Consider the following 24,400-nt stretch of genomic DNA (forward strand, 5'->3'; position numbering starts at 1 on the left):
ATTCAGATTGAGCGATGAGCCATCTGACTATTGACCATAAACTATAAAACTATTGAATAAAAATCGGACTCCCGTTTGCCGGCTTCCGACTGCACCTACAAATGTAATATTATTTCAATAGCCTGATCGATCATTTCGGCACTGAGATCCAGGTGTGTTACCAGGCGGACGGTACTGGCACTCGTGGTATTGCAATGCAGGCCCTTCTCTTTCAACTGGTGTACAATTTTTTCTGCTGAACCTTTTTCCACTTCAAAAATGACAATATTGGTTTCAACAGGCATTACCGATTTTACATATTTTGCCGAGCTTAATGCATTGGCCAAGGCTTTTGCATGGGTATGATCATCCTTTAAACGCGTTACATGATTATCGAGTGCATAAATGCCTGCAGCTGCTAAAAACCCTGCCTGGCGCATGCCCCCACCAAAAGCTTTCCTGATTTTCCGCGCTTTATGGATCATTTCCTTATTACCAAGTAAAACTGATCCTACCGGTGCGCCCAGTCCTTTAGATAAACATACTGAAATACCATTAAAATACTTTCCATATTCAAAGGCCTGGTCTCCGGTTGCAACTAAAGCATTAAAAATGCGTGCACCATCCAGATGTAGCTTTAATCCCTTTATATTACATAAGTGATGAATCGGCGCAATCTGAGCCAATGTATAACAGCTTCCGCCACCCTTATTTACCGTATTTTCTAAAACCACCAAACTGGAATTAGGGTAATGAATATTGTCTTCATTAATTTCAGGCTCAATCAGCTCCGGAGTTAAAATACCGCGTTCGCCATGCAACAGCCTGACCGATGCTGCCGAGTGATAGGCAATACCTCCGATTTCGTAACGGTAAACGTGGGCAGTCTGATCGCAGATTACCTCATCCATCGGCTGGGTAAAACACTTAATGGCTATCTGGTTGGTCATCGTTCCGGAAGGACAAAATAATCCGGCTTCCATATTAAAGGTAGCAGCGAGTTTTGTTTCCAGTGCATGCACGGTTTCGTCTTCCCCAAAAACATCATCTCCCACTTTTGCATTCATCATGGCCTCCAACATTCCGGCGGTTGGCCTGGTTACCGTATCACTCCTGAAATCTAAAAATCTGTTGTTCATTATGCTATCTTGTTGTAAAATATTGCTGACGTTTAAAAAAAAGACCAATGCCTTTTCTGGTATAATTTTAAGGTTTTTCGCGGATTAAACACCCTATATAGTGTATTTTTTACACACTTAAAATCCCACAACAACAAATTGTTAAAAAATTATTAAAAAAAAGGATACAAAATATAAGAGTTTTTATACTTTTATCGTGCTAAAACCAAAAATAAATAAAATGATAGTAATTGCAGACGGTGGATCTACCAAAACAAATTGGTGTTTGATTAACGAGGCCGGCAGAAAAATTTACTTTAACACCGAAGGTTACAATCCATATTTTTCAAAAGGAGAGTACATTGTAAAGTCTTTGAATGAGACTCTTCCAGACCACTTGGAAAGAGAGAAATTAACAGCAGTTTATTACTACGGCGCCGGTTGTTCTACACCTGCAAACGTAAAAATTGTGGCTGATGCCATGCAACAGATTTTTACCAATGCAACCATATTTGTAGGTCATGATTTACTTGCCTCTTCTAGGGCACTTCTTGGAAACGAGCCAGGATTTGCTGCTATATTAGGTACAGGAACCAACTCATGTTTGTACGATGGATCTGAAATTACCATGAATATCGATTCATTGGGTTACTTCCTGGGTGATGAAGGTAGCGGTTCGTATATCGGTAAACGTATTTTAAGCGATTACATGAAAGGTTACATGCCAAAAGGTTTACGTGAGGCTTTTTACGACAATTACGCTTTAACCAACGAGGATATTTTTGATAACATTTACAACAAGCCATTGCCGAACCGTTTCTGCGCAAGCTTTAGTAAATTCTTATACGACTTTAAAGATAACTACGAAGATTATGCTTTTGCAACCATTGATTATGCCTTTACAGCATTTTTCGAAGCCTTGGTAATCCACTATCCAAACTACAAAGACCATAAATTAAACTGTGTGGGTTCTGTAGGTTATAGTTTCCGTGATATTTTAAGTATTGTAGCCGACCGTTACGAAATGGGTGTGGGTAAAATTATCCGCTCACCTATAGATGATCTGGTTCATTATCATCTTGAGCTAGCGCCTAAGGCATAGTTTCAGTTTGGAGTTTCCAATGCTGAATCCCTAATTGATCTGAACTCAGATTACACAAAAAATCCCCGGTTTTAAATTTAAAACCGGGGATTTTTATATTTATAAAATGCCGTTTGCTTGGTCTTTCATTGCACTGCGATTTCAAATCCCAGTTCACAGATCTCACTTCTCAGCCCGCTAAAACGAAATTTCCTTACCAAAAAGCTTTGCGTATTTACGTTTATCAAAGCGGTACAAAGTAGCGGCACGATAAGAAACCCCTTTCTGTTTTTCATCCAGCTCTTTTAATACGCCAAAACTTACAATCTTCTTTCTGAAATTTCTTTTATCAAGTTTTTTACCAAGTACCAATTCATATACATGCTGCAATTGGGTCAAGGTAAACTTTTCTGGCAGAAGTTCAAAAGCGATGGGCTGATGTTTAATCCGCCTTTTGATTTTTTCTAAACCTTTATCGTAAATTTTCTGGTGATCGAAAGCCAGTTTAGGCAGATCGGTTATAGGCAGCCAATTGGCGCGTTTTGCATAAGTACTGATCGGGCGCAGTTCTTTATCACCACCTAAACGGATCAGTGCATAGTAAGCCAAAGTAATTACCCTACCCTGAGGGTGCCTGTGCGGATCGCCAAAAGCATAATATTGCTCCATGTAAATACCGCGTAAGCCGGTAAGTTCGTATAAAATGCGTGAGGCAGACTGATCTAAACTCTCATCAGGACCAACTATATTACCGGGCAGTGCCCACCAATCTTTAAACGGTTCTTCATTCCTTTCAATGAGCAAGATTTTTAATTCCTTACCATCAAATCCAAACAAAACGCAATCTATAGAGAATACAGAATCTAAGTGGGGTAAAATTTGTTCCAAAGTAAAATTTAGTTATTTTAAGCAGATAAAGGTATGACTTTCAATATTAAGTAAAAAAAATAAAATAAATTACTTAGTGTAAAAAATACACACTATATTCGTATTATAAAGATGGAGCCAAATATAAAAAATATAGCTGTACTAACTTCTGGAGGCGATGCCCCAGGAATGAATGCCGCAATCAGAGCTGTTGTTCGTACCGGAATTTACCATGGCATTAATATGTTCGGGGTAATGCAAGGCTACCAGGGTTTAATTACCGACAACATAAAACCTATGGACGCCCGTTCTGTAAGTAACATTTTACACTTGGGCGGCACCATATTAAAAACAGCACGCTGTTTAGAGTTTAAAACAGACGAAGGTCAACAGATTGCATATAATAATTTAAAGAAAAACGGTATCGACGGATTAGTGGTAATCGGTGGTGATGGAACGTTCACCGGAGCAAAGCGTTTTTCGGAAACTTTTGGAGTTAAGGTAATCGGTATACCGGGCACAATTGATAACGATTTGGTAGGATCAGATTTTACATTAGGTTACGATACGGCGATAAATACAGTAATCGAAGCCATCGACAAAATCAGAGATACTGCCGATGCGCACGACCGCCTGTTTTTTATAGAGGTAATGGGCCGCGATTCTGGATGTATTGCATTGAGAAGTTCGATTGCCAGCGGTGCCGAAGCAGTGTTATTGCCTGAAAAGGAAACCAGTGTAACCGAACTGATTGAAAAGCTTGCGCTCGGTGCAGCAACAAAAAAATCGTCGAGTATTGTTATTGTAGCCGAAGGCCATAAACAGGGCGGTGCATACGACATTGCCAAAAGGGTAAAGGAAACTTTTGATCATTATGATACCAAAGTAACCATACTTGGCCACCTGCAACGGGGCGGTAGTCCGAGCAGTTTCGACAGGATTTTAGGCAGCCGTTTAGGATTTGCGGCAGTAAATGCGTTAATTGCGGGCGAAACGGAGCAAATGGTTGGTTTAAAAGGAAATGAAATAAAATTAACCAGCATAAGAGAGGCTTTAACCGCTCATTCTTTTAAACTCGAGCCTGATTTAATGGAAATGACAGAAGTACTTTCAATATAATATGGTAGCAGTTGTTTATAGCGGATCAAAAACAGCATTCTGGAAAATAACCCAAAATGGACAGGTTGTTGCACACTGCAATACTACCGGCTTAAACCCCTGCTTTGTTGATCCTAAAACGATCTTACAAATCTTAAATAAAAAAGTTGCCCTGGTCAACAATGCAGAAAATATTAAGAAAATTTATTTTTTTGCAGCCGGAGCATCATCAGCAGATAGAAAAGAAGAGCTATCTAAAACATTGGCTTCATTTTTTAAATACAGTAAAATTGTTGTAGAAAATGATCTTTTCGGAGCTGCTAAAGCTGCCTGTTACGATCGACCCGGTATTGTAGGGATGTTGGGCAGCGGTGCACACTGCGCTTACTTTGATGGTAAAAAGCCAGTGAACAATAACTTTGGCTTGGGCTATATTTTAGGCGATGAAGGCTCTTCAAATTACTTCGGAAAAATTTTGCTTAAAGAATTTTTAAGCCTTAAAATGCCGAAAGATATTGAAACCAAGTTTTTGTTGACGCACAATTTAGACCGTCCACAAATATTAGAACGCATTTACAATAAGCCTCAGGCCAATATATTTCTAACCTCCTTTTTCGATTTCATTACCCAAAACAGCAAACACGAATACATCCGTGGGCTGATTGATCAAGGATTTGAAAAATACATGGAAACTTATGTTCTTCCGATGGCAGAAAAATATAACGACCGCGAAATACATGTTGTAGGCAAGGTTGCTGCTGAGCTCGAAGACCGCTTAAGGTTTGTGGCTGAGAGATACGATATAAAAATTAAAAGCATTATTAAAGAACCAATACAAAATTTATTAAAACATTACATTAATTAACAAAACAATGAGCAAAATTGGAATAAACGGCTTTGGCCGTATCGGCCGCTTGGTTTTCAGAGCCGCATTAAAAAGAGGATTGGATATTGTAGCGATTAACGATTTGATCGAGCCAGATTATATGGCATACATGTTGAAATATGATACTACCCACGGTAAATTTGACGGTACTATCGAAGTTGTTGATGGTAACTTAGTTGTTAACGGTAAAACTATCCGTGTAACTGCAGAAAGAAATCCTGCTGATTTAAAATGGGATGCCGTAGGTGTTGAAGTTGTAATTGAATCTACAGGTTTATTTTTAACACGTGCTGATGCTGAAAAACACATCGCTGCGGGTGCTAAAAAAGTTGTTTTCTCTGCTCCGGCTAAAGATGGCGATATCCCTACTTATGTAATGGGCGTTAACCACCATAAATTAACTGCAGATCAAACTATTGTTTCGAATGCATCTTGTACCACAAACTGTTTAGCACCAATTGCTAAAGTATTAAACGATAACTTTGGTATTGTTGAAGGTTTAATGAGCACAATCCACGCAGTAACAGCAACTCAAAAAACAGTTGATGGTCCTTCTGCTAAAGATTGGAGAGGTGGACGTGGTGGTTTCTCTAACATCATCCCTTCATCTACAGGTGCTGCAAAAGCAGTAGGCATGGTTTTACCTGAATTAAAAGGTAAATTAACTGGTATGTCTTTCCGTGTTCCTGTTGCTGACGTTTCTGTAGTTGATTTAACTGCACGTTTAGAAAAACCAGCTACTTACGAGCAAATCAAAGCTGCTATGAAAGCTGCTTCTGAAGGTGAATTAAAAGGTGTATTGGCTTATACTGAAGATGAAGTTGTATCATCTGATTTCATCGGTGATGATCACGCTTCTATCTTCGATGCAAAAGCAGGTATCTCATTAAATGATAATTTCGTTAAAGTTGTATCTTGGTACGACAATGAGTGGGGATATTCTTCTGCATTAGCTAAATTCGTAGAATATTACGCAAGTTTATAATATAAAAAAGCGCTAAGCGCTTTTTTATTCAATTAAAAGGCAACATTAATCAAATAATGTTGCCTTTTTGTTTTGAAGATGTTTTTCACCTATAAAAAATATTTTATTAAGGCCATTAAAAATATTTTTTAATCAAAAAGATCACTGAAAAACACATAAAAAATTAAATTAGGTTATAAAAGCACCTTAAAAATTGATAAAAATCATTTTTAAACCAAAAATTGATAGTATTTGACTATATCATATCATAATTTGACAATATTTAACAATTAGTTAACATATTTTTGCCTTATATTTGCAATACAGTCGTTTTAAACCCCAATATCTTCAAGAAAAAGATCGGTAAATAAAAAATGACAAAAAAAATACTTAAAATTTTCTTAGTGTATTTTTTACACTATCAAATTTTTTACTATATTTGTAGAGTAATAAACGGAACGATGTTTATCACCAATAAAAAAGATAAATCATTTTCCTGAGAAACCCCGGTTTAGATGGAAGATTAAAGACAAAGCCTGGCTCATAACAGGTTTATATTTGGTTAGAAAAAAGAGACAAGTCTGGATAGATTGTCTCTTTTCTTATTTTAATGGTATTTGTATCCCAAATCATGAACTACCCTTCCTTATACTTAAAATTTGGATTTCCTTCCCGAGCTTTCATAATATTTATCTTTCAATCATTTTTTCTGAATTTACTATCATAACACTTAAGTCTATTCAGCTTTTTACTTCAGCTTCTTAAAAATTCAAATCTTATTACAACAGCTATTCCGTATAGGATCTTTTTTTCTAAAATCCATATAAATATCGGCCTTAAAATTACCAAACCATCAAATGGCATGGAAACTTCGAGCAAGGGTTTCATCGGCCAATATTATAATGATGGCATTCAAAAACCTAGCTTTAATAATTTTACCCATAAAAAAAGGGCGTAGCCACTGGCTACACCCTCTATCTAAATTAACGCTCTCAACTATGAAGTTGATATAAGGCTCTCACCCCTTATAGGGAACAATATTACTATAGAAAGATTAAGATTTGATGAAGATTTGAATTTAAAAGCATAAAAATGTTAAATCTTCACCAACCACCGCAGCTTCCATATACGATTGCTGCCAGGTACATGATTTTTTTATACTCCAGCACTGCTATTTCAGTTAAATCTGCTGTTCAACACTTTTCACAGTCAAAACTGAACGAAAAAGGATATCTCCCAATGGCTGATTGAATTTAATTGCTCCAGGCTATCCCAGAGCGGTCCATTCATACCTGACTGAGTATTATTTTTCAATTTCCAACCACTTCCCAAGTTTTTTCCATGGGATGGATAATATTATCATTAAAAATCCAAGTAAGAGTTCCATATTTAAATATAATAAAACTTATTGTAATAAACCTAAAAATGGCCGGTTGGCCTAAATAAAGAAGCCTCCCTTAATAGAGAGGCTAAAAGTTTAATCTAAATCGTCCCGTTGATTTAATTTTTACTTACCCAAATCTAAATACAAATGATGTAATTAAGACATCAAATTTCATCTTGTAAATCAATATGTAAATATGTATAATACTATGTAAACATAGGTTTTACTTATTTACAGTGCATTAACATCAAGCCATTTCTTTAACCAGCTTACTGCGGATGCGGCTCAATGTTTCTAAACGCATACCAAGATAGCTCGCAATACAGCGGAGCGGAACTTTAGAAACATCAAAATGATTCATTTCCAAAAATTTCTCATATCGCCTTTCTGCCGACGGAATCCGGGCTATAATGGCGCGCTCAGAAGCGGCATGGTATTGAAGTGCTAAAATTTTTCTACCTATAATGTTGGTTTCGTGGTAGTTTTCGTAAAGCTTATCAATCAGCAGGTTAGGAATTGCAACCAATTCTGAATTTTCCAATGCTTGTAAATACTCTATAGATGGTTGAATATTTTCTTCCGGATGCTGAATGGCACCAACAAATTCGTTTCCTAAACTAATCCATGTGGTAATTTCTTTGTCGTCATCTTTAATAAAACCTCTGACGATACCTGTTGCCACAAAAAAAACATAATCATTGTTGTCAATCGGGGATAAAATGTATTTGTTTTTTTTGACTAGCAGTGGTTTTACATTTTTTTCCATTTCCTGGATAAATCCAGGCGTTATCGAACATAAAGTGCTGAAATAATTCAATACAGCATTAACCAGAAATTGCTTTCGCGATTCAAGCATACAAACAGGGATAGACTTTAGACCCCTAATTATAGCGAATTCTGTTGAAACATTAAAATAAAGTCGATTATTGAGACAATTGTGCTGTTAAAAGCACGTTATCAAGCGATTTGTTTGATATTTTTAAGCGCAATCTGATTAATCCATGTAAAAACCCTAAGCTTCTTCTCATCAAATCACGAAAAACCGGAGAAAACTTCCGCAAAAGTCTGAATTAGAATTGTTTTTGCTGTTTCCTCATCATTTATCTTTCTGATAATTGATCCGTAAATGGCCGCCGAATATTGTGAATAAAGTATTTTGAAAGAAGTACTATCTTGATTTCTCAAACTCCTGAAAAGTATTTCCTGATCAGACAGCCATACCTGTAGGCCCTCATTTTGGTTTTGATCTTCAATACGATTCATTGATACATACATGATAAACTGATAATAAGGGTTTAACATGCTGAGGCATCATTTGTTTAGTAAACCATCTAATAATCAAACAACTAAATAGAGTATTCCAAAAAGCACTATCTGTAATAAGTATTATTTATATTTCTTTTCTATAACCAATGTTCAGCGTTTGGTGTTAAAAATAACATTTAGGCCTCCGGCTTTTTGCCGTTTGAAGGTAGTAGCCGATAGAGATTTCATGTGATCCGTAATCATAATTGCCTAATTTGTTTAAACTGTAATCGTAACCATAACCGATGCGAAGGTTTTCGCGGACAAAAAATTCTGTAATCAGTCCGATAGCACTCCTTGCCCGTATATCGCTCTGTAATTCTGGTTTCGGGTAAAGTTTAACTGATGTTCTGTATACACCGCCAAGCCATAATTTTTGTTTTATCATTAAAAAAGCATTCAAATCCAAAGATGTAGGCCCGTTAAGGTCATCTTTAATCAAAAAAGCTGATTTGAACATAAAATCATTGTTTACCGGGAATACCATCCCGGCCGAAAGGTAAAAATGCGGTTTCGAAGTAATGCTAAGCAGATTGTTATCTCTAAAAACAGGCAGGTACTGACTTAAGAGATTATTAGCGGAGAAACCTATAAAAAACTTTTCGTTGGAATAATGAACCCCAGCCCTGATATCAGGAACCAGTCTGCTTTCATAACCTGTAGGAATTCTGTTATCTCCAGTTTCAGTAGGATCTAACAAACTTCCGTTCAATCCCATTTGCATGATGCCCAATCCTACGCCAAAGGCCAGTACATTGGTTTCAGTGCGATCGAGCTTAATGCGGTAAGCAAAATTACCGGATAAGTTAAGTGAACTTTGGGCCCCGATCTTATCTTTTGATACCAACAGGCCAAGACCTAAACTTTCATCTTTAACGGCTTCATCGACAGATATTGACAATGTTTGTGGCGCACCTTGAATCCCTGTCCACTGTGCCCGTACAAATGCCTGCATATAAAGTTCTTCCTTATAACCTGCATATGCGGGGTTGATGTATAGGCCATTGAATATATACTGCCCGAATTGCGCATTCTGCTGTGCAAAAAGGCACAAAACAAGTAAATTAAAAAATGCCGTTAAAATTATCTTTTTCATATCCTCACCTTTTAACTTGCGTTTACCTCATTACGGTTACATAACCTTTAAATTCCTGCCATTTTGCTGTTTCAGTTTTTACTTTAAGCACATAGAAATAGGTTCCATCTACTAAACCATTCGCTGCCCAATCATTAAGATAGCCAGCTTTCTCATAAACGGTGCTTCCCCACCGGTTAATAATGGTAAGTTGGTTTTCGCTGAACCGATCGAGGCTTTCGATAAAAAAGGTTTCATTTTTTCCATCTCCGTTTGGCGTAAAAACATTGGGAATCTTTAATCCTGTAATTTCTTTTGTATCAATGGATGTATTGTTTGATGGATCAGGATCAGTTTCATTAATGGTTACCGTTGCGCTATTTATGATGTTACCGGGTTTCATTGCCCTAACATTAATAACGAGTTCTACAAAACTGCCATTTGCAAGCGATGGTATGCCCCATGAAACTGTTTTTGTCTGGTTGTTATAACTTGCAGTACCCACAACAGTTGGATCCAAACTGACAAATGTCAGGTTTTCGGGAAGATCATCTTTTACACGAACATTGGTGGCCATGCCCAGTCCATTATTACGTACCAGCAAATTGTATTTAAATACCTCTGTATTGATCACCGGTCTGCTTTCGGATCTTTTAATGATAGAAACATCAGCTGAAAGTTGTGCTTCCATAATCACTTCCATCTCCTCTGAAAGATCAGAACTACAGCCACCCAAACTAAAGGTAATTACGGTGTATTTCCCAGCTGAATTTACCACATAATCCTGCGCGGTGGCACCTGCAATTGCATCGCCATTTTTGAACCACTGGTAAGATGTGGCACCCGTTCCATTGGCCCTTAGTTTAACAGTAACACCGGGTTTGAGGTTTAGGGTATTGGCACTGTTAGATTGCGCAAAGCATGCCGCTGCAGGAAACAGCAGCATACCTAACACAGTGATGCCTAACTTATTAAACCTCATGATTGTTAAACCTACCCTTTTGAATCCTTTATGGGGCTACAGCAATAGTTGCTTTACCAGGTTTAACAGTAACGGTAATGGCTTTACTTGCAGTTGCGGTACAGCTGGTAGATGGTACAATAACAGCGGTGCCTACCGAATACTTACCTTCGGCAGTAAATACGTAAGCATCAGGAGTAACCCCGGCTTTCAAAGTAAAAAGTTCATTATTTGTTCCCGATTGCGCACCCAGGGTGGTAAGATCGGTTACTGCAACACCTGCTTTGGTTGCTGCCCATGTGTAAACTAGCGATACGCCGGTTGGCAACGTCAATGCTGGATCTTTACTTGCAGTAATTACTGTGCTTGCAGTTTGATCTGTACAATAAACGCTTCCAGGTGCATTTACAGCAATTGCTGGTGGAGGCAATTTTTCAACAACAGTATTATCTGATGCATCACTAGGACAAAGATTTATATCCGCTGGTACAACCTGAACAGAATAAGTGTGGGTGCCTGTTGCTAGCGTTGCAGGCACATTAAAAATAGCATCAGTAGCTGTAGCATAGCTTACAGGTGCTTGTACTGTCCCATCAACAGTCCAGACTATTTTATCATTAGCAACTGGGGTGTACCCGGTAAATGTTGGGGTAAGTTTTAAAGTACCGGTTCCACACAGGTATACGTTGGGTGTTGTTTGGGCCAAGGCACCCAAGGGCAATAGGAACATCAAGAATACAAAGATCCTTAAATGGTGTTTTGTAGATTTTTTTGTCATGGTTTGATTTTTTAGGGATGAATGATTTATTTTCTTTTTAATTAATCGCTACAGTTGGTTTATGCGGCACGAGTTTTACCCTAAAATTGAAAGGGATTGCACGCTCGCAGCCATTGGCATTTTTAATGGTTAGCACGCCCTGATAAACTGCAACAGGGGTTGTTGAAGGAATATTTATTGTGATTTCGGCAGGTGGCAAAGTTTGGCTGGAAACAGCAGGGAGTAAACCGCCAGCCCAGGAAATGCTATAAGTTATTGGATTGAATACAGGGTTGGCATAAGCAACTTTTGTACTCATAAGCCCTTCACAAATGCCAGGATCAGGGCCTAACGTTAAATTGGGTTGAGGGTTTACAGTAACAATAAAATCTACTTTTTTGCCGCAATACGTAGCATCATCTGCAAGGTTGTAACTAATGGTGGCATTACCACTGGCAATTGCTGTTACTTTCCCCGCGGCATCTACTGTTGCAACAGCAGCATCGCTGGTGCTCCAGGTTCCGTTTGGATAGGCATTTGTAAAGGTTGCGGTTGTTCCCCCGCACATGGTTGCCACACCAACAATTGCTGGCACGGGAGCATATTGCTTTACTTTTACTTCTACAGCCTGTGCACCTCCTGCATTTTTACAAAGCGTAATTGTATTTACTGCCTCTACATAATAATTTGTTGTGGCCGTTAAAGCTGGCGTTATAAAAGTAGTACCGGTTTTAAGTAATGTACCACCTGTTTGTAAATTGTACCAGTTATACGTAAATGCTGCATCAGGATTAGCTATAGCAAGCGTGGCAGATGATCCGCTACAAATTATTGCACCTGGTACAGCAAGCGTTGGTAAGGGGTTCACTTTAAGCTTTACCCTCAAACGTTCGGAAACTGCGGTAACACAATACGTTCGACTGGCCTGAACATAGTAATTGTAATCTCCGGCGGGAAGAGTAGCTGGAGGGGTAAAAATTAAACCAGTATACACTAAATTACCTCCCGTTTGGGCATCATACCATTTATATTCGGTACAGGCTTGTGCATTTTGAACTGAAAAGCTAGCAGTTTGCCCCTGACATACCGTTTTTTCATCTGTTGTTGAAGGATCGACCAATGTCCGCGGTTTTGCCAGCTTGCGTTTGATATCGTAAATCCTCAAACGGCTAAAGGCCCCTGTAATTCCGCCCATGGTAATTTCCAAACGGTCGTAAACATTTGTTACCAAAAAAGTGAGCGCATATTTACTAGTTGAACCGGGTAAAAGCTTCAGGTTTAAAAATGTACCCGTATTTTGAAATGCTGGTCCGGCTACAACACCATTTAAATAAGGCTGTATGGTAAAGCCGGTTAAAAGACTTAAATCCAAAAGCCCACCCCCTGGGTTCTCGAGGATGATGGTAACCGAATCTGCAGGCTGTGAGGGCTTATTGAAAATGGTTGTCAGGTAAACCTGATTTAACACAGATGCACCAACATCAATCAATGCAAAACTATTGGGGTCTGAATCAATGGCATTAAATGGATCAGTTACACTACCCGTTAAGTTTGCGATACCGCCTAAAGGTGTTGGTTTTACGCCAGAGAGCACATCTATGGCCTCATCGCAATTAATTGATCCTGTGCTGAGTTCCATGATATAGGCATGAAAAACTTTCATCGATAAGGCTGTAGATGCCACTGCCCCTGAAATTTTGATATAAATCCCGTTAAAAGCTTGTGTAGGGGTTACGGTAATTTCGATCTCACCACCACCTCCTATTACGCCCGCAATATTTGCCGAGGTATAAACCGGATTTCGTGTTGCATCGTAGCCAGCTGCATTACCCAATCCCAAACCAGGATAATTATTTGCAGGTACGGTGTGCAGATTGGTAAAACTCCCGATTTCAAAACTGCTTACCAACCCCAATAATTCTTTCGGCAGTGCCAACTTCAATGTAACCGGTGTGTTTGCAGCTATAGTACGCTTGGTGGTATTGGTACCATCGGTGGTAAATTCTAAAAATTGGGTTGCTGATCCTGTGAGGCCTAAAAGCCCGATATCTACAGATAAAGTTGAAGCATCTTTAACCTGTCCGTTCACTGCATTAGATGGATCAGTAACCTTGCCATATAAGGAGCCAAGGATACCCAAATCCAATCCATCAAGGTATGATCCTTGAAAGTTTGCATAAGTCCGTGCTGTATTTTCGCACTGCGCATATAAATAAGCAGGCATAAAAAAAAGCGCAAACACCAGGAAGGATAGACAAGAGCGTCTTTTCAATTGTGGGTTCGGGATAATAGAAGTAAAAAATAGTTTGTTTGCTCGTTGATACAAAAGTACAGCGGGCAAACATCAGATTATCCGTTCACTTTATTCATTAAGGCCATTTGCAGCCTGTAAACCTCTGTTTTATTGATATTTATCAACAAACCCTCAATTTATATTTAAACATGAAAATGCCAGCGGTATTTTACCGCTCAAGGAAAGGATTTAAAATGATCTTATTTGTAAAGTATTATAGGAAAGAAGGGAAAAATATTTAGCAGATAATACTTGCAGGAGAAAAGACTTATTGTATCTTTGCACCCTCTCTGGAAGCTTCCACTCCAGAGTTTAAGAAAGCTTTCCAGCAATGGGAGGCTTTTCTTATTTTAACTGGCCGGGTTAATCGGAAAACAGCACATCCATTGTAATTTCTTTTTGTACTAAACCTGGGTAACGATCGCTATTTGCAACACCATAGGTGGTTATCATGGTCAGAAATAATGCTTTTCTTGTTTTGGTCTGGTATTGAAACACCTTTAATTTATTATTTAATTCTTTTTCATAAGATTTGGTGATTTCGAAAGGTGCTAGAGCGAATTTAACTTCACATATATTTATACAAGAGTCATTTCGATCAATAAGCAGATCAATCTGTGCGCCTTGCTCTGTTTTGGTTTTAGGTAAATAACGCCAGACAGCTATTTCCGCATAGACATTATCTATTCCTATTGCTTTTTTGATCTGTGGAATATGTTTCATGCAAATACTTTCAAAAGCAAAGCCGCTCCAGCTTCTCCATGAGGTACCTGAATAAAATTTTAACCACGTTCCGGCACCCATCGCTTTACTACCATTAATAAATTTGAGGTAAAATATCGAATATTCATCAGTCAACTTGTACAATGCATCCTTACTGCTTTTACCAAACGGAACATAAGGTGTAATAAAGCCAGATTCAGCAAGTTCTGCAAGTAACTGTGTAGCATAGCCCCCACTGCTTAGCTTGCAGGCATCAATAATTTCGGTTCGTGTTAACCCTTTGCCTTTTTTTGCCAGTGCCTGGACAATATCAATATGGTTCTCTGCCTTATCGAATAGCGAATGGTAGAGGTTTTTAAATTCTTCAAGGAGTAGCCCATCTTTTGTAAAAAATAACCTGTCGATGATTTGGACGACACTCTCGCCGGGTTCAATTTCTTTTAGGTACTGCGGGATCCCTCCCATTGCCATATATACCTGTAGGAGCTGGTATTTATCGAGTTTTATTTTTCTATGTTTAAGGTATGCTGCTGTTTCGCCTACCGTAAACGGAAGGAGTCTGATTCTTTTGGTTACCCGGTTGTGCAATCCTCCACGGTTGTTAATCACTTTATTGATCATCCAGGAAGCGGCTGAACCACAAATTACTATAATAAGTTTTTTCTCTTTGGACGCCCAACTGTTCCAAAAATTTTCGAAGGCAGGCATAAATCCCGACCGGGGCGTATTAATCCAAGGAAATTCATCTATAAAAACGACTGTTCGTTCTTTTTTCACCAGGGGAGTGAGGTATTGGATCAGCATTTCAAAAGCTGCAATCCAACTCTGCGGTTTAGCTAATGGGAAACCACCGGTTACTTTGGTAAGTGCCACACTGAAATTTTCCAGCTGCTGATCTAATGTTGCATGATGAATGCCTGAAAATTCAAATGCAATTTCTTTTGTAAATCCATTCCTGATTAAGTAGGTCTTCCCTACCCGCCTACGGCCATATACAGCAATGAGTTCACTTTCGCCGGATTTCTCAATCTTTTTAAGCAGCAATTTTTCTGCAGTTCTTCCTACAACCTGTTGCATAAACATTTAATTTACAGCAGCAAAGGTAGTAAAAAATTGATTTTTGGCGTAATATAAAAAGCTATATCACGCCAAAAGTATGTATTAAAGTATAGTTTTGGCGCAATATAAAAAGTTATATCGCGCCAAAACTATACATCTGGATGATGTTTTGGTGCAATATAAAGTACTCTACTTTATTTACTCTTAAATATTGTTACAGCCAAAGGCGGCAAATCGACAGTTATTGAGTACTCTTGCCCGTTATATTCTTTTAAATCGGGAGTAAGCTCTCCCCTGTTGTTAATACCGCCTCCATAATACACGATATCATCTGTATTAAATATTTCTGTCCATCTGGTTTTGAAAGGTACACCAATCTTATAATTCTCGCGTACCACCGGTGTAAGGTTTACCGCAACAACCAAGGTATCTTTTGCTTTTGGACCTTTGCGCATATAGGTAAACACCGATTCATTTGCATTATCTGCATCCAGCCATTGAAAGCCTTCATAACTAAAGTTGAAATGATATAGCGCAGGCTCTTTCCTATACAAAAAGTTTAAGGCTTTAACGGTTTCCTGCATGCCTTTATGAGGCGGGTATTGCAGTAAATGCCAATCCAGCGATTGAGTAAAATTCCACTCATTAGTTTCGCCGAACTCGTTTCCCATAAACAGCAGCTTCGCCCCTGGATGGGTAAACATATAGCCGTAAAGCGCCCTAAGGTTTGCAAATTTCTGCCAATCATCACCAGGCATTTTATATAGCATAGGAGATTTTCCATGAACAACCTCATCATGGGAAAACGGCAACATAAAGTTTTCGGTAAAGGCGTAGGTCATGCTAAAGCTCAACTGATGGTGGTGGTGCTTTCTACCGAGCGTTTCTACCTTAAAATATTTCAGGGTATCATTCATCCAGCCCATCATCCATTTCATCCCAAAGCCCAAACCACCCGCATGTACAGGATGGGTTACTCCGGGATAGGTGCTGCTTTCTTCGGCAATGGTTTGCACGCCATCGTAATTTCCATAAACGGCAACATTAAGATCCTGCAGAAACTTTATTGCACCAAAGTTCTCACTTCCACCGTATTCATTAGTGGCTGCATCACCGTCTTCTCTCGAAAAGTTAAAGTATAACATAGATGCCACTGCATCCACCCTCAAGCCATCTGCATGGTATTGGTCGATCCAAAACAAGGCATTGCTAATTAAAAAGGAGCGTACTTCGTTTCTGTCGTAATTGAAAATGTACGATTTCCAATCCGGGTGAAATCCTTTGCGCATATCCGCATGCTCGTATAAATGTGTGCCATCAAATTCATACAAACCATGCCTGTCGCCAGGGAAATGAGAAGGCACCCAATCTAAAATTACGGCAATGTTGGCTTTGTGGAGTTCATCAATGAGGTACATCAGATCCTGTGGAGAGCCATAACGTGAGCTTGCGCCAAAATAGCCCGTAATCTGATATCCCCAGCTTGGAAAATACGGGAACTCCATTACAGGCATCAGTTCTACGTGTGTAAAACCCATTTCTTTTACGTAAGGCACAAGCCTGCCTGCTACCTCTCTGCAGTTCAACACCCGCTCAGGATTACCCGGATCGCGCTCCCAGGAACCTAAATGTATTTCATAAACAGAGATTGGTTGATCCAATGCATTAATTTTGGCTCTTTTGTTAAGCCATGACTTATCTTTCCAGGAATAATCAGTATCCCAAACAATTGATGCCGTTTGTGGCGGATGTTCCCATCTTCTGGCATAAGGATCGCCTTTTAAATGTTCTGATTCATCAAATCCTTTGATAAAATATTTATAAACCTCCCCTTTTGATATGTTAGGGATAAATCCTTCCCAAACACCCGACTTATCCCACCGTTTGTTTAAGGGGTGCGCAGTATTGCTCCAGTCGTTAAAATCACCCACTACGTTGACGTGAATTGCATTGGGTGCCCACACTGAAAAATAAGTACCCGCCACGCCATCAACAGAAATTAAGTGGGAACCCATTTTTTCGTAAAGCCTAAAATGTTTTCCTACCAGGAAAAGATCAATGTCGTAATCGGTAAATAAACTGTGTACCCAAACGGATTTCTTTTTATCAATTTTCGGTAACGCTGCTTTTTTTGCAGGAACTTTTTTTGCTGCTGACATAGATATTGGCTAGATAGATGAAGCCCCAAACACTAAACAGTATTTGGGGCTAAATGTTACAGACTTAGAAGCTGTATATCGGTAAAGTTTTTATTGCATTTAAAATGCAGAATGTTGTTATCGTCGGTATAGAAGTCGGTAACTTCTTTATTATCAACAACAATCTTTTTCACCTGGAATTTTACACCGATTACATTACAAACATAAAATTCGTAGTTTGGTGTATATAATCCTTCGTTACGCTGATTTACTTTAATGGATTGTGTATCGCCTTTTACAGTAAATTTCTTTTCCAGATAAATATCCTGTTCATAAGCGAAGGTATCTCCATGATCTTCGTACATGTAGGAGTTTACCTCATAATCACTATGATAGATGTTTAAGGTAACTTCGGTGATCGATTTTTCATCAACATACTGCATTACCGGATATTCCGGCAATACGGTTCCTGCACGTACAAACATCGGCATGCTGTCTATCTTTGCATCTACGGTATATTCATTACCGCCCTCAAGAATTTCGTTGGTCCAGAAGTTATACCAGGTTCCTTTTGGAAGATAAACTTTTCTTGATATGGCACCTTGCTCCAAAACCGGGCAAATTAACAGTTTATCACCATAACAGAATTCATCCTGACGGAAGCTATTGCTGATATTTTCCTGCTCAAGCATTACCAAGGGCCTTAAAATTGGAAAACCATAACGGTGATGTTCCCAGAAAACCGAATACAGATAAGGCATTAAACGATACCTTAATTCGATAAATTTACGGTTAATGTCTTCAAAAAATTCGCCAAAGCTCCATGGTTCGCGTTCGGCGGTATCACCAGCGGAGTGCGCGCGCATAAAGGGTGAGAATGTACCCAATTGAATCCAACGGGTAAATAATTCACCATCCGGCTCGCCACTAAAACCACCTATATCTGTTCCACAAAAAGGAACTCCTGAAACGGATAGGCGCTGGCATTGGATATTTCCGATTTTTAAATGTTCCCAGGTGGCAATGTTATCACCTGTCCATACACTGGCATAACGTTGCATACCTGCATATCCTGCGCGCGTGATGGTAAACGGACGTTTATTGCGCATCAGTTTTTTAAGGCCTTCATAGGTAGAACGTACCATCTGCATACCATAAACATTATGTGCTTTACGGTGCGAGCCACGGTAACCGTCATAATTATGGCGTACATCATTAGGGAAAGTGCCTGAACCAAAAACTGCTGGTTCGTTCATATCATTCCAGAAGCCCGCAACGCCCATATCTACCAGTTCTTTGTAGAGATTGCCCCACCAGGTGCGTACTTTCGGGTTGGTAAAATCAGGGAATTGGCAGCGGCCAGGCCAAACATGCCCTTCCATATAATAATCGTCGCTGCGGCGACAGAAAAATCTTTTCTCTTTACCTTCTTTAAAAACCCAGTAATCATCATCAACTTTAATTCCCGGATCAATCATCACCACGGTTTTAAAACCATCATCAGAAAGTTCTTTGATCATTCTGCGGGGATCGGGAAAGTATTTTTTGTTCCAGGTAAAACAGCGGTAACCATCCATATAATCGATATCAAGATAAATGGCATCGCATGGAATTTTACGTTCGCGGAACTGTTTGGCTATTTCTTTAACCTTTGTTTCAGGATAATAACTCCAGCGGCATTGCTGATACCCTAAAGTCCATTTTGGAGGCATTGGGTGCGTACCTGTAAGGGTTGCATAACGCTTAACCACATCCATAATGTGCGGGCCATGGATATAATAGTATTGCAATTCGCCACCATCGGCCCAGAAACTTGTTTTATTTACATCTTCTGCACCAAAATCGAAATAAGATTTAAAGGTGTTATCAAAGAAAATGCCATAAGCAGCCTGGTTATGCAAGCCGATATAGAAAGGTATTGTACGGTAAAGCGGATCCTGGTTCCAGCCGAATGAATAGGCATCGGTGTTCCAGTTTTCGAACCGACGGCCACGGAGGTTAAAATTGCCCGACTTATCTCCCAGACCGAAAAAGTTCTCTTCGGGGTGACATTTTTTGGTTGCATAAATGTAATAGCCTCCAAAATCCACATTTTCTTCCCAGTGCATGGAGTTGGCTTCATCTACCATTACCACATTTGTAATGTTATCAGAAAAGGAGACATGAAAGTTTGCTTTTTCTATTTTACAGGTTACTGCGTGGGTAGAAATGGTATAGTGATCTTCATGCTCCTGCATTTTAAAAACAGAAACTTTTTGATCTACTTCTGGCACTGCATATGAAAAATCATCGAGGAAAACACCATGCGGTGCAAGGCGGACACGTATTATATCGTCGCTTACGACCCTTACCTCTACCCTGGCATCGCCATCGGAAAAATAAAAGCGGTTACCTTCTTTTTTTACTTTTTTAACTGCCCCAAGGTATTGTTTAACTATAGGTTTTACCGATATATCAACCGGGTTGTTTAAATGCTGTATTTCTTGTTCCTTTTCGATCAGATCACTGGTTTCGATAGGTTTGTCGTTTTGCGCTTCCATCCTTATTTATTCAAAATTTAAAATTCGTTACTCTTAAACTGGGATGTGCTTAAGAAAGTACTATAATACAAATATTTTATAAAAGGGCTGTAGCTTTTTTTGAAAAGATGCATTTAATAGTGTAAGTTTTACACTAACTATCATTTTAATGCTTTTTTTGATGAATGAAATTAGGCTGAAATCTGATGAAGTTGTAATTTTAAAACAGGATAAACGGCAAATAACCGTTTATCTTATTAAATTTTTACAATATGAATCTTCAATCAGTTCTAGTATCCCAATCCAAGCAGCCATTAACTCATCAACTTTTGGTGGCTTTGCTAAAGGGTTATAAAAGGCCTAATGATAAAATATTGTCGTTAAAAAATGAAGGGCTAATTGAACCTATAAAGAAAGGGCTGTACATTGTAGGCAAATCTATCGGAGCGGAGAGACCTGAAAACCCGCTATTGGCCAATCATATCCTTGGGCCAAGCTATCTTTCAATGGAAAGTGCACTTTCTCACTATGGATTAATCCCGGAAAAAGTTTTTGCGATTACATCAATGACCACAAAAGCTTCAAGAAAATTTGAAACCAACATTGGATTATTTACTTATACCAATCTCCCTTTACCTTACTATTCATTTGGCATAACAATGCTGAATTTATCTGAAAATCAGATTGCAATGGTCGCCAGCCCGGAAAAAGCTTTATGCGATAAAATCGTCACAACTGCTGGTATAAATCTGCGTAGCGTAGCGGCAGCAAGGGATTATACATTAAATAATCTTCGGATGGAAGAAAGTGACCTTGCAGCATTAGATGTACAGGCTATCAAAAACTGGGTTGAAAATGCACCTAAAAGAAATAGTTTAAAAATGCTAATCAAAATGATCGAAACGATATGATAAAAAATTGGTTGGATACTTATCATCCTACTGATGCACGTTATTGGCCGCCAAGATCGATATCCTCAAGCCGGACTTTGTTAAGGCAGACATATCACGCTTCATCAGAGATACGAAAGCTCTTGAGATCTGGTCGCCACGCTATTTTCATGATTTAACAGCAAATCTAAAATTGTAAAACAAACTGGCTAAAAAAATAAAAAGCCCTCTCTATCTGTTATGAAAGTAGAGAGGGCCTGTAGCAGTGTATAAAAACTGTTATGGATTAAAGGCAATTCCCAAATAATAAATAGCCCCCGCCATAGGGTTGCCGTACGAGGTGAGGTAATATTTATTCAACACATTGGAACCACCCAGTTTAATTACCGATTGAACGGAAGGAATTCTTAAACTTACCTGAGCATCTAAAGAAGAGTAGGCTGGTACCTGACCGGAGGTGAAAGAAGAATTCCAGTAAAATTGATCCTGCCAACGGTAGGAAATGTTGAAACCAAAATTTTTGATAATTTCCTTGTTTCCCAATCCCAAATTATAACGGATTTTTGGGGTGTTGAAATCGTTGATGTAATTTACCGGAAGATCGCCGATTTCGTTATAAGAAACGTTACCGCTAATGGTATACTTGCCCATGATATAATCTAAACCCAACGCTGCACCATAAGAGGTTACTTTACCCGCAGCATTAACCGGCACACCAAATTTAACAAAGCTACCACCCACATTCTGATATACATCCACGGCGGTGATGAAATCTTTATAAATGTTGTAATAACCATAGGCATCTACCAATAAATTAGGAAGAAGCAGGCCTTTATAACCTAACTCGTAGGATTGTACGCTTTCGGGACGGACACCCTTTGCATCAAAATTATACTGTTGCAACAACGCTGGATTCGGGGTACCTGTTGCAGCTGCCGAAGCTAAAAATGCCCGGTAACTTACATCAGTATAGGGTTTGTTGGTATCAAAATGGTATTTATCGAATATAATTTCAGGCAAACCTCCGATCAGCCTTTGTGAACCGCCACCAACAGATAAATCTATATATTGGTTTTGTGTGGTTGGATTACGGTAACCTGTTTGGTAAGAAACCCTGATATTGTTATTTTTAGCTACCGTAAAAACTCCGGTTATCCTTGGCGTAAACCTGCCTTCAAAATTCTGGCTTTTATCATAGCGGCCTGCAAATGTTAATTTAACCTTACCGTTAAAGAATTTTTTCCCGATCTGGCCGAATGCACCATATTCTTTAATATCAATGGAATTTGTTAAATCGTTAAAAATTGTTCCTGCTGAATTCAAATCATATAAACGGTAAGATGCGCCAACTTGAAATTCGACCACTTTATCAAATAAATTGGTAAAGTTGTACATGCCTTCGTAATGATAAAGATTTGATTTGTCGTCAAATTTAGCTCCATAAACACTTTTCGAGGGATCGGTAGAATTGATACTGGTTGCACTGATGGTTGTGTGCATTACTTTATCTTTTGCCACCTCAAATTGCGGACTTCCAGGCACAAAACGTCCCTGATCGGCAACACTTCTGGCAAATGCCTGTGCAGCAGCATCATTTTGTCCGGCTGCTCTAGCGCCCACATAATTTCCAATATATTGCGGAAACCAGGTTGTTGATGGCTTAGATATCTCATTGACATAACTACCCAGGATAGAAGAAATGTAAGAATCACCCGATCTTTCCTGTGTGGTATAGGCTTTCACAAAAAAATCCTCCCCTTTTACCTCAAGTTTATACTGGCCAATATTAAAATTCCGCAAAGAATAACGGTCAGACCCGGTATAAACAGAGGTTCCGGTGCCCCAGTTAGCCTGTGCTACGGCCTGCACGGTATTACTTATGTTATAATAAAGAGCACCCGATGCTTTCAATGATTTGGTATTGTAATCAACTAGGTTTTCTTCATTATAACCTGTTCTCGAAATATTCTGATCGGGAATAAGTCCGGCTTTTAAACCCACATAAAAAGGGAGGTAATTCTGCACTGCCGGACGTAATCCGGCTGGCAAACCTGCCAAAAATCCGGCCTGTTGGGCCGCATTGGGGATGGCGGCCCCAAAAGTACCGTCGAGTGTTGATTTGATATTCGGTATTAAACCGCCAGAACCTGTATTGATGCCTGCAATGGTTGCGTTTTGAACGCTTAAGGCCACGTTGCGCATATTCTGACTTACTTCATCTCCATAAACGTTAACCCCATCGTAATTTGGATCGCTGCTTCTATCGCCACCTTTCACGCTTCTCGATATGCGATCGAAATTTGAATAATTATTTCCGAACCAATCTTTGGCCTGCAAAAATGAAAACGCAGCTTTTACGCCAAATTTATTGTTCCATGATTTTGCCATACGCACATCTAACTGATTAAATGGCTCTACCGCACTATTATCATCATTAACATGATTTACACCGGTTTTATACTGAAAACTTGCCCCGGGATATTTGAAGGGATCTTTTGAAGTCATTAACAATGTACCATTGATACCACCTGCACCATAAAGTGCTGATGAAGCTCCAGGTAAAAGTTCAACATTATCTACATCAAGTTCGGTAATCCCAACAATATTGCCTACAGAGAAGTTTAATCCAGGAGCCTGGTTATCCATCCCATCGATATATTGATTAAAACGGGTATTGCCATTTGAATTAAAACCGCGGGTATTGATTGATTTAAAAGTTAAACTCTGCATGCTGCTTTCCACACCTTTCATATTGTTTAAGGCATCGTAAAAAGATGGTGCTGCGATTTCTCTGATTGAAGCTGCGCTCATCCGTTCGATAGAAACCGGTGATTCTAAAATACGCTCAGGCGTACGCGAAGCCGATACAACCACATCTCCACCCAATACAACTGCTGTTTCCAGCTCCAGGCTGATACCAGACGTACTTCCATTCACCTGCTGTTCTACAGAACCATAACCTACGTAAGAGGCCACCAAAGTGAAGGGCACCTTGGCCGTAGTTGTAAATGTGAAACTCCCATTTGCTGTAGAGGCGGTTCCGCCAGATTGGCCTTTGATCGTCAAACTTACGCCTGCTAATCCCTCTTTCGATTGCTTATCTTTCACGGTTCCGCTCACCGTAATGCTTTGTGCCTGCGCAGCAATATTAATTGTGCACATCAGCAACAACACAAAGAAGATCTGTGTTAAAATTCTGCTCATAAACGAATGTTAATTTTGGTTAGGGATGATTGGTTAATTCGGTTGTTTGTATTATTAGTTATATAAACTTAAATTCTTTTTTTGAATAATACAAATTAT

General features: G+C 39.1%; 17 protein-coding genes. 5 read left to right on the forward strand and 12 right to left on the reverse strand.

Features of this window, described 5'->3' with window-relative positions; all coding sequences use genetic code 11:
• Nucleotides 1–95: 95 nt before the first annotated feature.
• On the reverse strand, nucleotides 96–1,118 hold the full coding sequence (locus ASE74_RS23720; RefSeq protein WP_055915107.1) for a low specificity L-threonine aldolase: 1,023 nt from the start codon (nucleotides 1,116–1,118) through the stop codon (nucleotides 96–98).
• A gap of 220 nt (nucleotides 1,119–1,338) precedes the next feature.
• Between ASE74_RS23720 and ASE74_RS23725 the strand changes: the two genes are divergently transcribed.
• Entirely contained in the window at nucleotides 1,339–2,199 is an 861-nt protein-coding gene (locus tag ASE74_RS23725; RefSeq protein WP_055915110.1) for a hypothetical protein, read from the forward strand.
• Between the two features lie 177 nt (nucleotides 2,200–2,376).
• Here ASE74_RS23725 and ASE74_RS23730 read toward each other — a convergent pair whose 3' ends face one another.
• Nucleotides 2,377–3,066 (reverse strand): NUDIX domain-containing protein, encoded by a 690-nt coding sequence (locus tag ASE74_RS23730; RefSeq protein WP_051692040.1) that lies wholly within the window; start codon nucleotides 3,064–3,066, stop codon nucleotides 2,377–2,379.
• A 111-nt stretch (nucleotides 3,067–3,177) separates the two neighbouring features.
• Here ASE74_RS23730 and pfkA point away from each other — a divergent pair, with 111 nt between their 5' ends.
• Genes pfkA through gap form a run of 3 tightly spaced genes read left to right on the forward strand, consistent with a single transcriptional unit; the run spans nucleotide 3,178 to nucleotide 6,014 of the window.
• Nucleotides 3,178–4,164 (forward strand): 6-phosphofructokinase, encoded by a 987-nt coding sequence (gene pfkA / locus ASE74_RS23735; protein ID WP_055915113.1) that lies wholly within the window; start codon nucleotides 3,178–3,180, stop codon nucleotides 4,162–4,164.
• 1 nt (nucleotide 4,165) lies between these two features.
• Entirely contained in the window at nucleotides 4,166–5,008 is an 843-nt protein-coding gene (locus ASE74_RS23740; RefSeq protein ID WP_055915116.1) for a hypothetical protein, read from the forward strand.
• 7 nt (nucleotides 5,009–5,015) lie between these two features.
• Complete coding sequence (gene gap / locus ASE74_RS23745; RefSeq protein WP_029280245.1) at nucleotides 5,016–6,014, forward strand: type I glyceraldehyde-3-phosphate dehydrogenase; 999 nt, start codon at nucleotides 5,016–5,018, stop codon at nucleotides 6,012–6,014.
• 1,610 nt (nucleotides 6,015–7,624) lie between these two features.
• On the opposite strand, the gene ASE74_RS23750 is transcribed toward gap, so the two are convergent.
• The 9 genes from ASE74_RS23750 to ASE74_RS23790 form a co-directional block, all read right to left on the reverse strand.
• Entirely contained in the window at nucleotides 7,625–8,143 is a 519-nt protein-coding gene (locus ASE74_RS23750; RefSeq protein ID WP_235526209.1) for a Crp/Fnr family transcriptional regulator, read from the reverse strand.
• 266 nt (nucleotides 8,144–8,409) lie between these two features.
• Nucleotides 8,410–8,640, reverse strand: coding sequence for a hypothetical protein (locus ASE74_RS23755; RefSeq protein ID WP_157255518.1), 231 nt, complete (start codon nucleotides 8,638–8,640; stop codon nucleotides 8,410–8,412).
• A 166-nt stretch (nucleotides 8,641–8,806) separates the two neighbouring features.
• Nucleotides 8,807–9,778 (reverse strand): type IX secretion system membrane protein PorP/SprF, encoded by a 972-nt coding sequence (locus tag ASE74_RS23760; RefSeq protein ID WP_055915125.1) that lies wholly within the window; start codon nucleotides 9,776–9,778, stop codon nucleotides 8,807–8,809.
• 22 nt (nucleotides 9,779–9,800) lie between these two features.
• Nucleotides 9,801–10,739 (reverse strand): gliding motility-associated C-terminal domain-containing protein, encoded by a 939-nt coding sequence (locus ASE74_RS23765; RefSeq protein WP_055915128.1) that lies wholly within the window; start codon nucleotides 10,737–10,739, stop codon nucleotides 9,801–9,803.
• 28 nt (nucleotides 10,740–10,767) lie between these two features.
• Nucleotides 10,768–11,496: a hypothetical protein gene (locus tag ASE74_RS23770; RefSeq protein WP_157255519.1), complete on the reverse strand. Its 729-nt coding sequence runs from the start codon at nucleotides 11,494–11,496 to the stop codon at nucleotides 10,768–10,770.
• Between the two features lie 37 nt (nucleotides 11,497–11,533).
• Nucleotides 11,534–13,699: an Ig-like domain-containing protein gene (locus ASE74_RS23775; protein WP_055915134.1), complete on the reverse strand. Its 2,166-nt coding sequence runs from the start codon at nucleotides 13,697–13,699 to the stop codon at nucleotides 11,534–11,536.
• A gap of 432 nt (nucleotides 13,700–14,131) precedes the next feature.
• A complete protein-coding gene (locus ASE74_RS23780; protein WP_055915404.1) occupies nucleotides 14,132–15,568 on the reverse strand; it encodes an ATP-binding protein in 1,437 nt (478 codons plus the stop codon).
• A gap of 176 nt (nucleotides 15,569–15,744) precedes the next feature.
• Nucleotides 15,745–17,709 carry a 1,4-alpha-glucan branching protein GlgB gene (glgB, locus tag ASE74_RS23785; protein ID WP_055915137.1) on the reverse strand — a complete coding sequence of 655 codons (1,965 nt, stop codon included), beginning with the start codon at nucleotides 17,707–17,709 and terminating at the stop codon, nucleotides 15,745–15,747.
• 56 nt (nucleotides 17,710–17,765) lie between these two features.
• Nucleotides 17,766–20,228 (reverse strand): glycoside hydrolase family 31 protein, encoded by a 2,463-nt coding sequence (locus ASE74_RS23790; protein ID WP_055915140.1) that lies wholly within the window; start codon nucleotides 20,226–20,228, stop codon nucleotides 17,766–17,768.
• Between the two features lie 251 nt (nucleotides 20,229–20,479).
• Here ASE74_RS23790 and ASE74_RS23795 point away from each other — a divergent pair, with 251 nt between their 5' ends.
• A complete protein-coding gene (locus ASE74_RS23795) occupies nucleotides 20,480–21,118 on the forward strand; it encodes a hypothetical protein (protein ID WP_055915143.1) in 639 nt (212 codons plus the stop codon).
• Between the two features lie 258 nt (nucleotides 21,119–21,376).
• Here the strand turns inward: ASE74_RS23795 and ASE74_RS23800 are convergent, their stop codons facing one another.
• Nucleotides 21,377–24,301, reverse strand: a complete 2,925-nt coding sequence (locus ASE74_RS23800; RefSeq protein ID WP_055915146.1) for a TonB-dependent receptor — start codon at nucleotides 24,299–24,301, stop codon at nucleotides 21,377–21,379.
• Nucleotides 24,302–24,400: the final 99 nt, after the last annotated feature.

Source organism: Pedobacter sp. Leaf216, assembly GCF_001421515.1.
Lineage (GTDB): Bacteria > Bacteroidota > Bacteroidia > Sphingobacteriales > Sphingobacteriaceae > Pedobacter.

Coding starts and splice junctions, on each gene's coding strand:
- ASE74_RS23720 (WP_055915107.1), bottom strand. CDS start 1,118: ATGAACAACAGATTTTTAGATTTCAGGAGTGATACGGTAACCAGGCCA.
- ASE74_RS23725 (WP_055915110.1), top strand. CDS start 1,339: ATGATAGTAATTGCAGACGGTGGATCTACCAAAACAAATTGGTGTTTG.
- pfkA (WP_055915113.1), top strand. CDS start 3,178: ATGGAGCCAAATATAAAAAATATAGCTGTACTAACTTCTGGAGGCGAT.
- ASE74_RS23740 (WP_055915116.1), top strand. CDS start 4,166: ATGGTAGCAGTTGTTTATAGCGGATCAAAAACAGCATTCTGGAAAATA.
- gap (WP_029280245.1), top strand. CDS start 5,016: ATGAGCAAAATTGGAATAAACGGCTTTGGCCGTATCGGCCGCTTGGTT.
- ASE74_RS23750 (WP_235526209.1), bottom strand. CDS start 8,143: ATGGAAAAAAATGTAAAACCACTGCTAGTCAAAAAAAACAAATACATT.
- ASE74_RS23755 (WP_157255518.1), bottom strand. CDS start 8,640: ATGAATCGTATTGAAGATCAAAACCAAAATGAGGGCCTACAGGTATGG.
- ASE74_RS23760 (WP_055915125.1), bottom strand. CDS start 9,778: ATGAAAAAGATAATTTTAACGGCATTTTTTAATTTACTTGTTTTGTGC.
- ASE74_RS23765 (WP_055915128.1), bottom strand. CDS start 10,739: ATGAGGTTTAATAAGTTAGGCATCACTGTGTTAGGTATGCTGCTGTTT.
- ASE74_RS23770 (WP_157255519.1), bottom strand. CDS start 11,496: ATGACAAAAAAATCTACAAAACACCATTTAAGGATCTTTGTATTCTTG.
- ASE74_RS23775 (WP_055915134.1), bottom strand. CDS start 13,699: ATGCCTGCTTATTTATATGCGCAGTGCGAAAATACAGCACGGACTTAT.
- ASE74_RS23780 (WP_055915404.1), bottom strand. CDS start 15,568: ATGCAACAGGTTGTAGGAAGAACTGCAGAAAAATTGCTGCTTAAAAAG.
- glgB (WP_055915137.1), bottom strand. CDS start 17,709: ATGTCAGCAGCAAAAAAAGTTCCTGCAAAAAAAGCAGCGTTACCGAAA.
- ASE74_RS23790 (WP_055915140.1), bottom strand. CDS start 20,228: ATGGAAGCGCAAAACGACAAACCTATCGAAACCAGTGATCTGATCGAA.
- ASE74_RS23795 (WP_055915143.1), top strand. CDS start 20,480: ATGAATCTTCAATCAGTTCTAGTATCCCAATCCAAGCAGCCATTAACT.
- ASE74_RS23800 (WP_055915146.1), bottom strand. CDS start 24,301: ATGAGCAGAATTTTAACACAGATCTTCTTTGTGTTGTTGCTGATGTGC.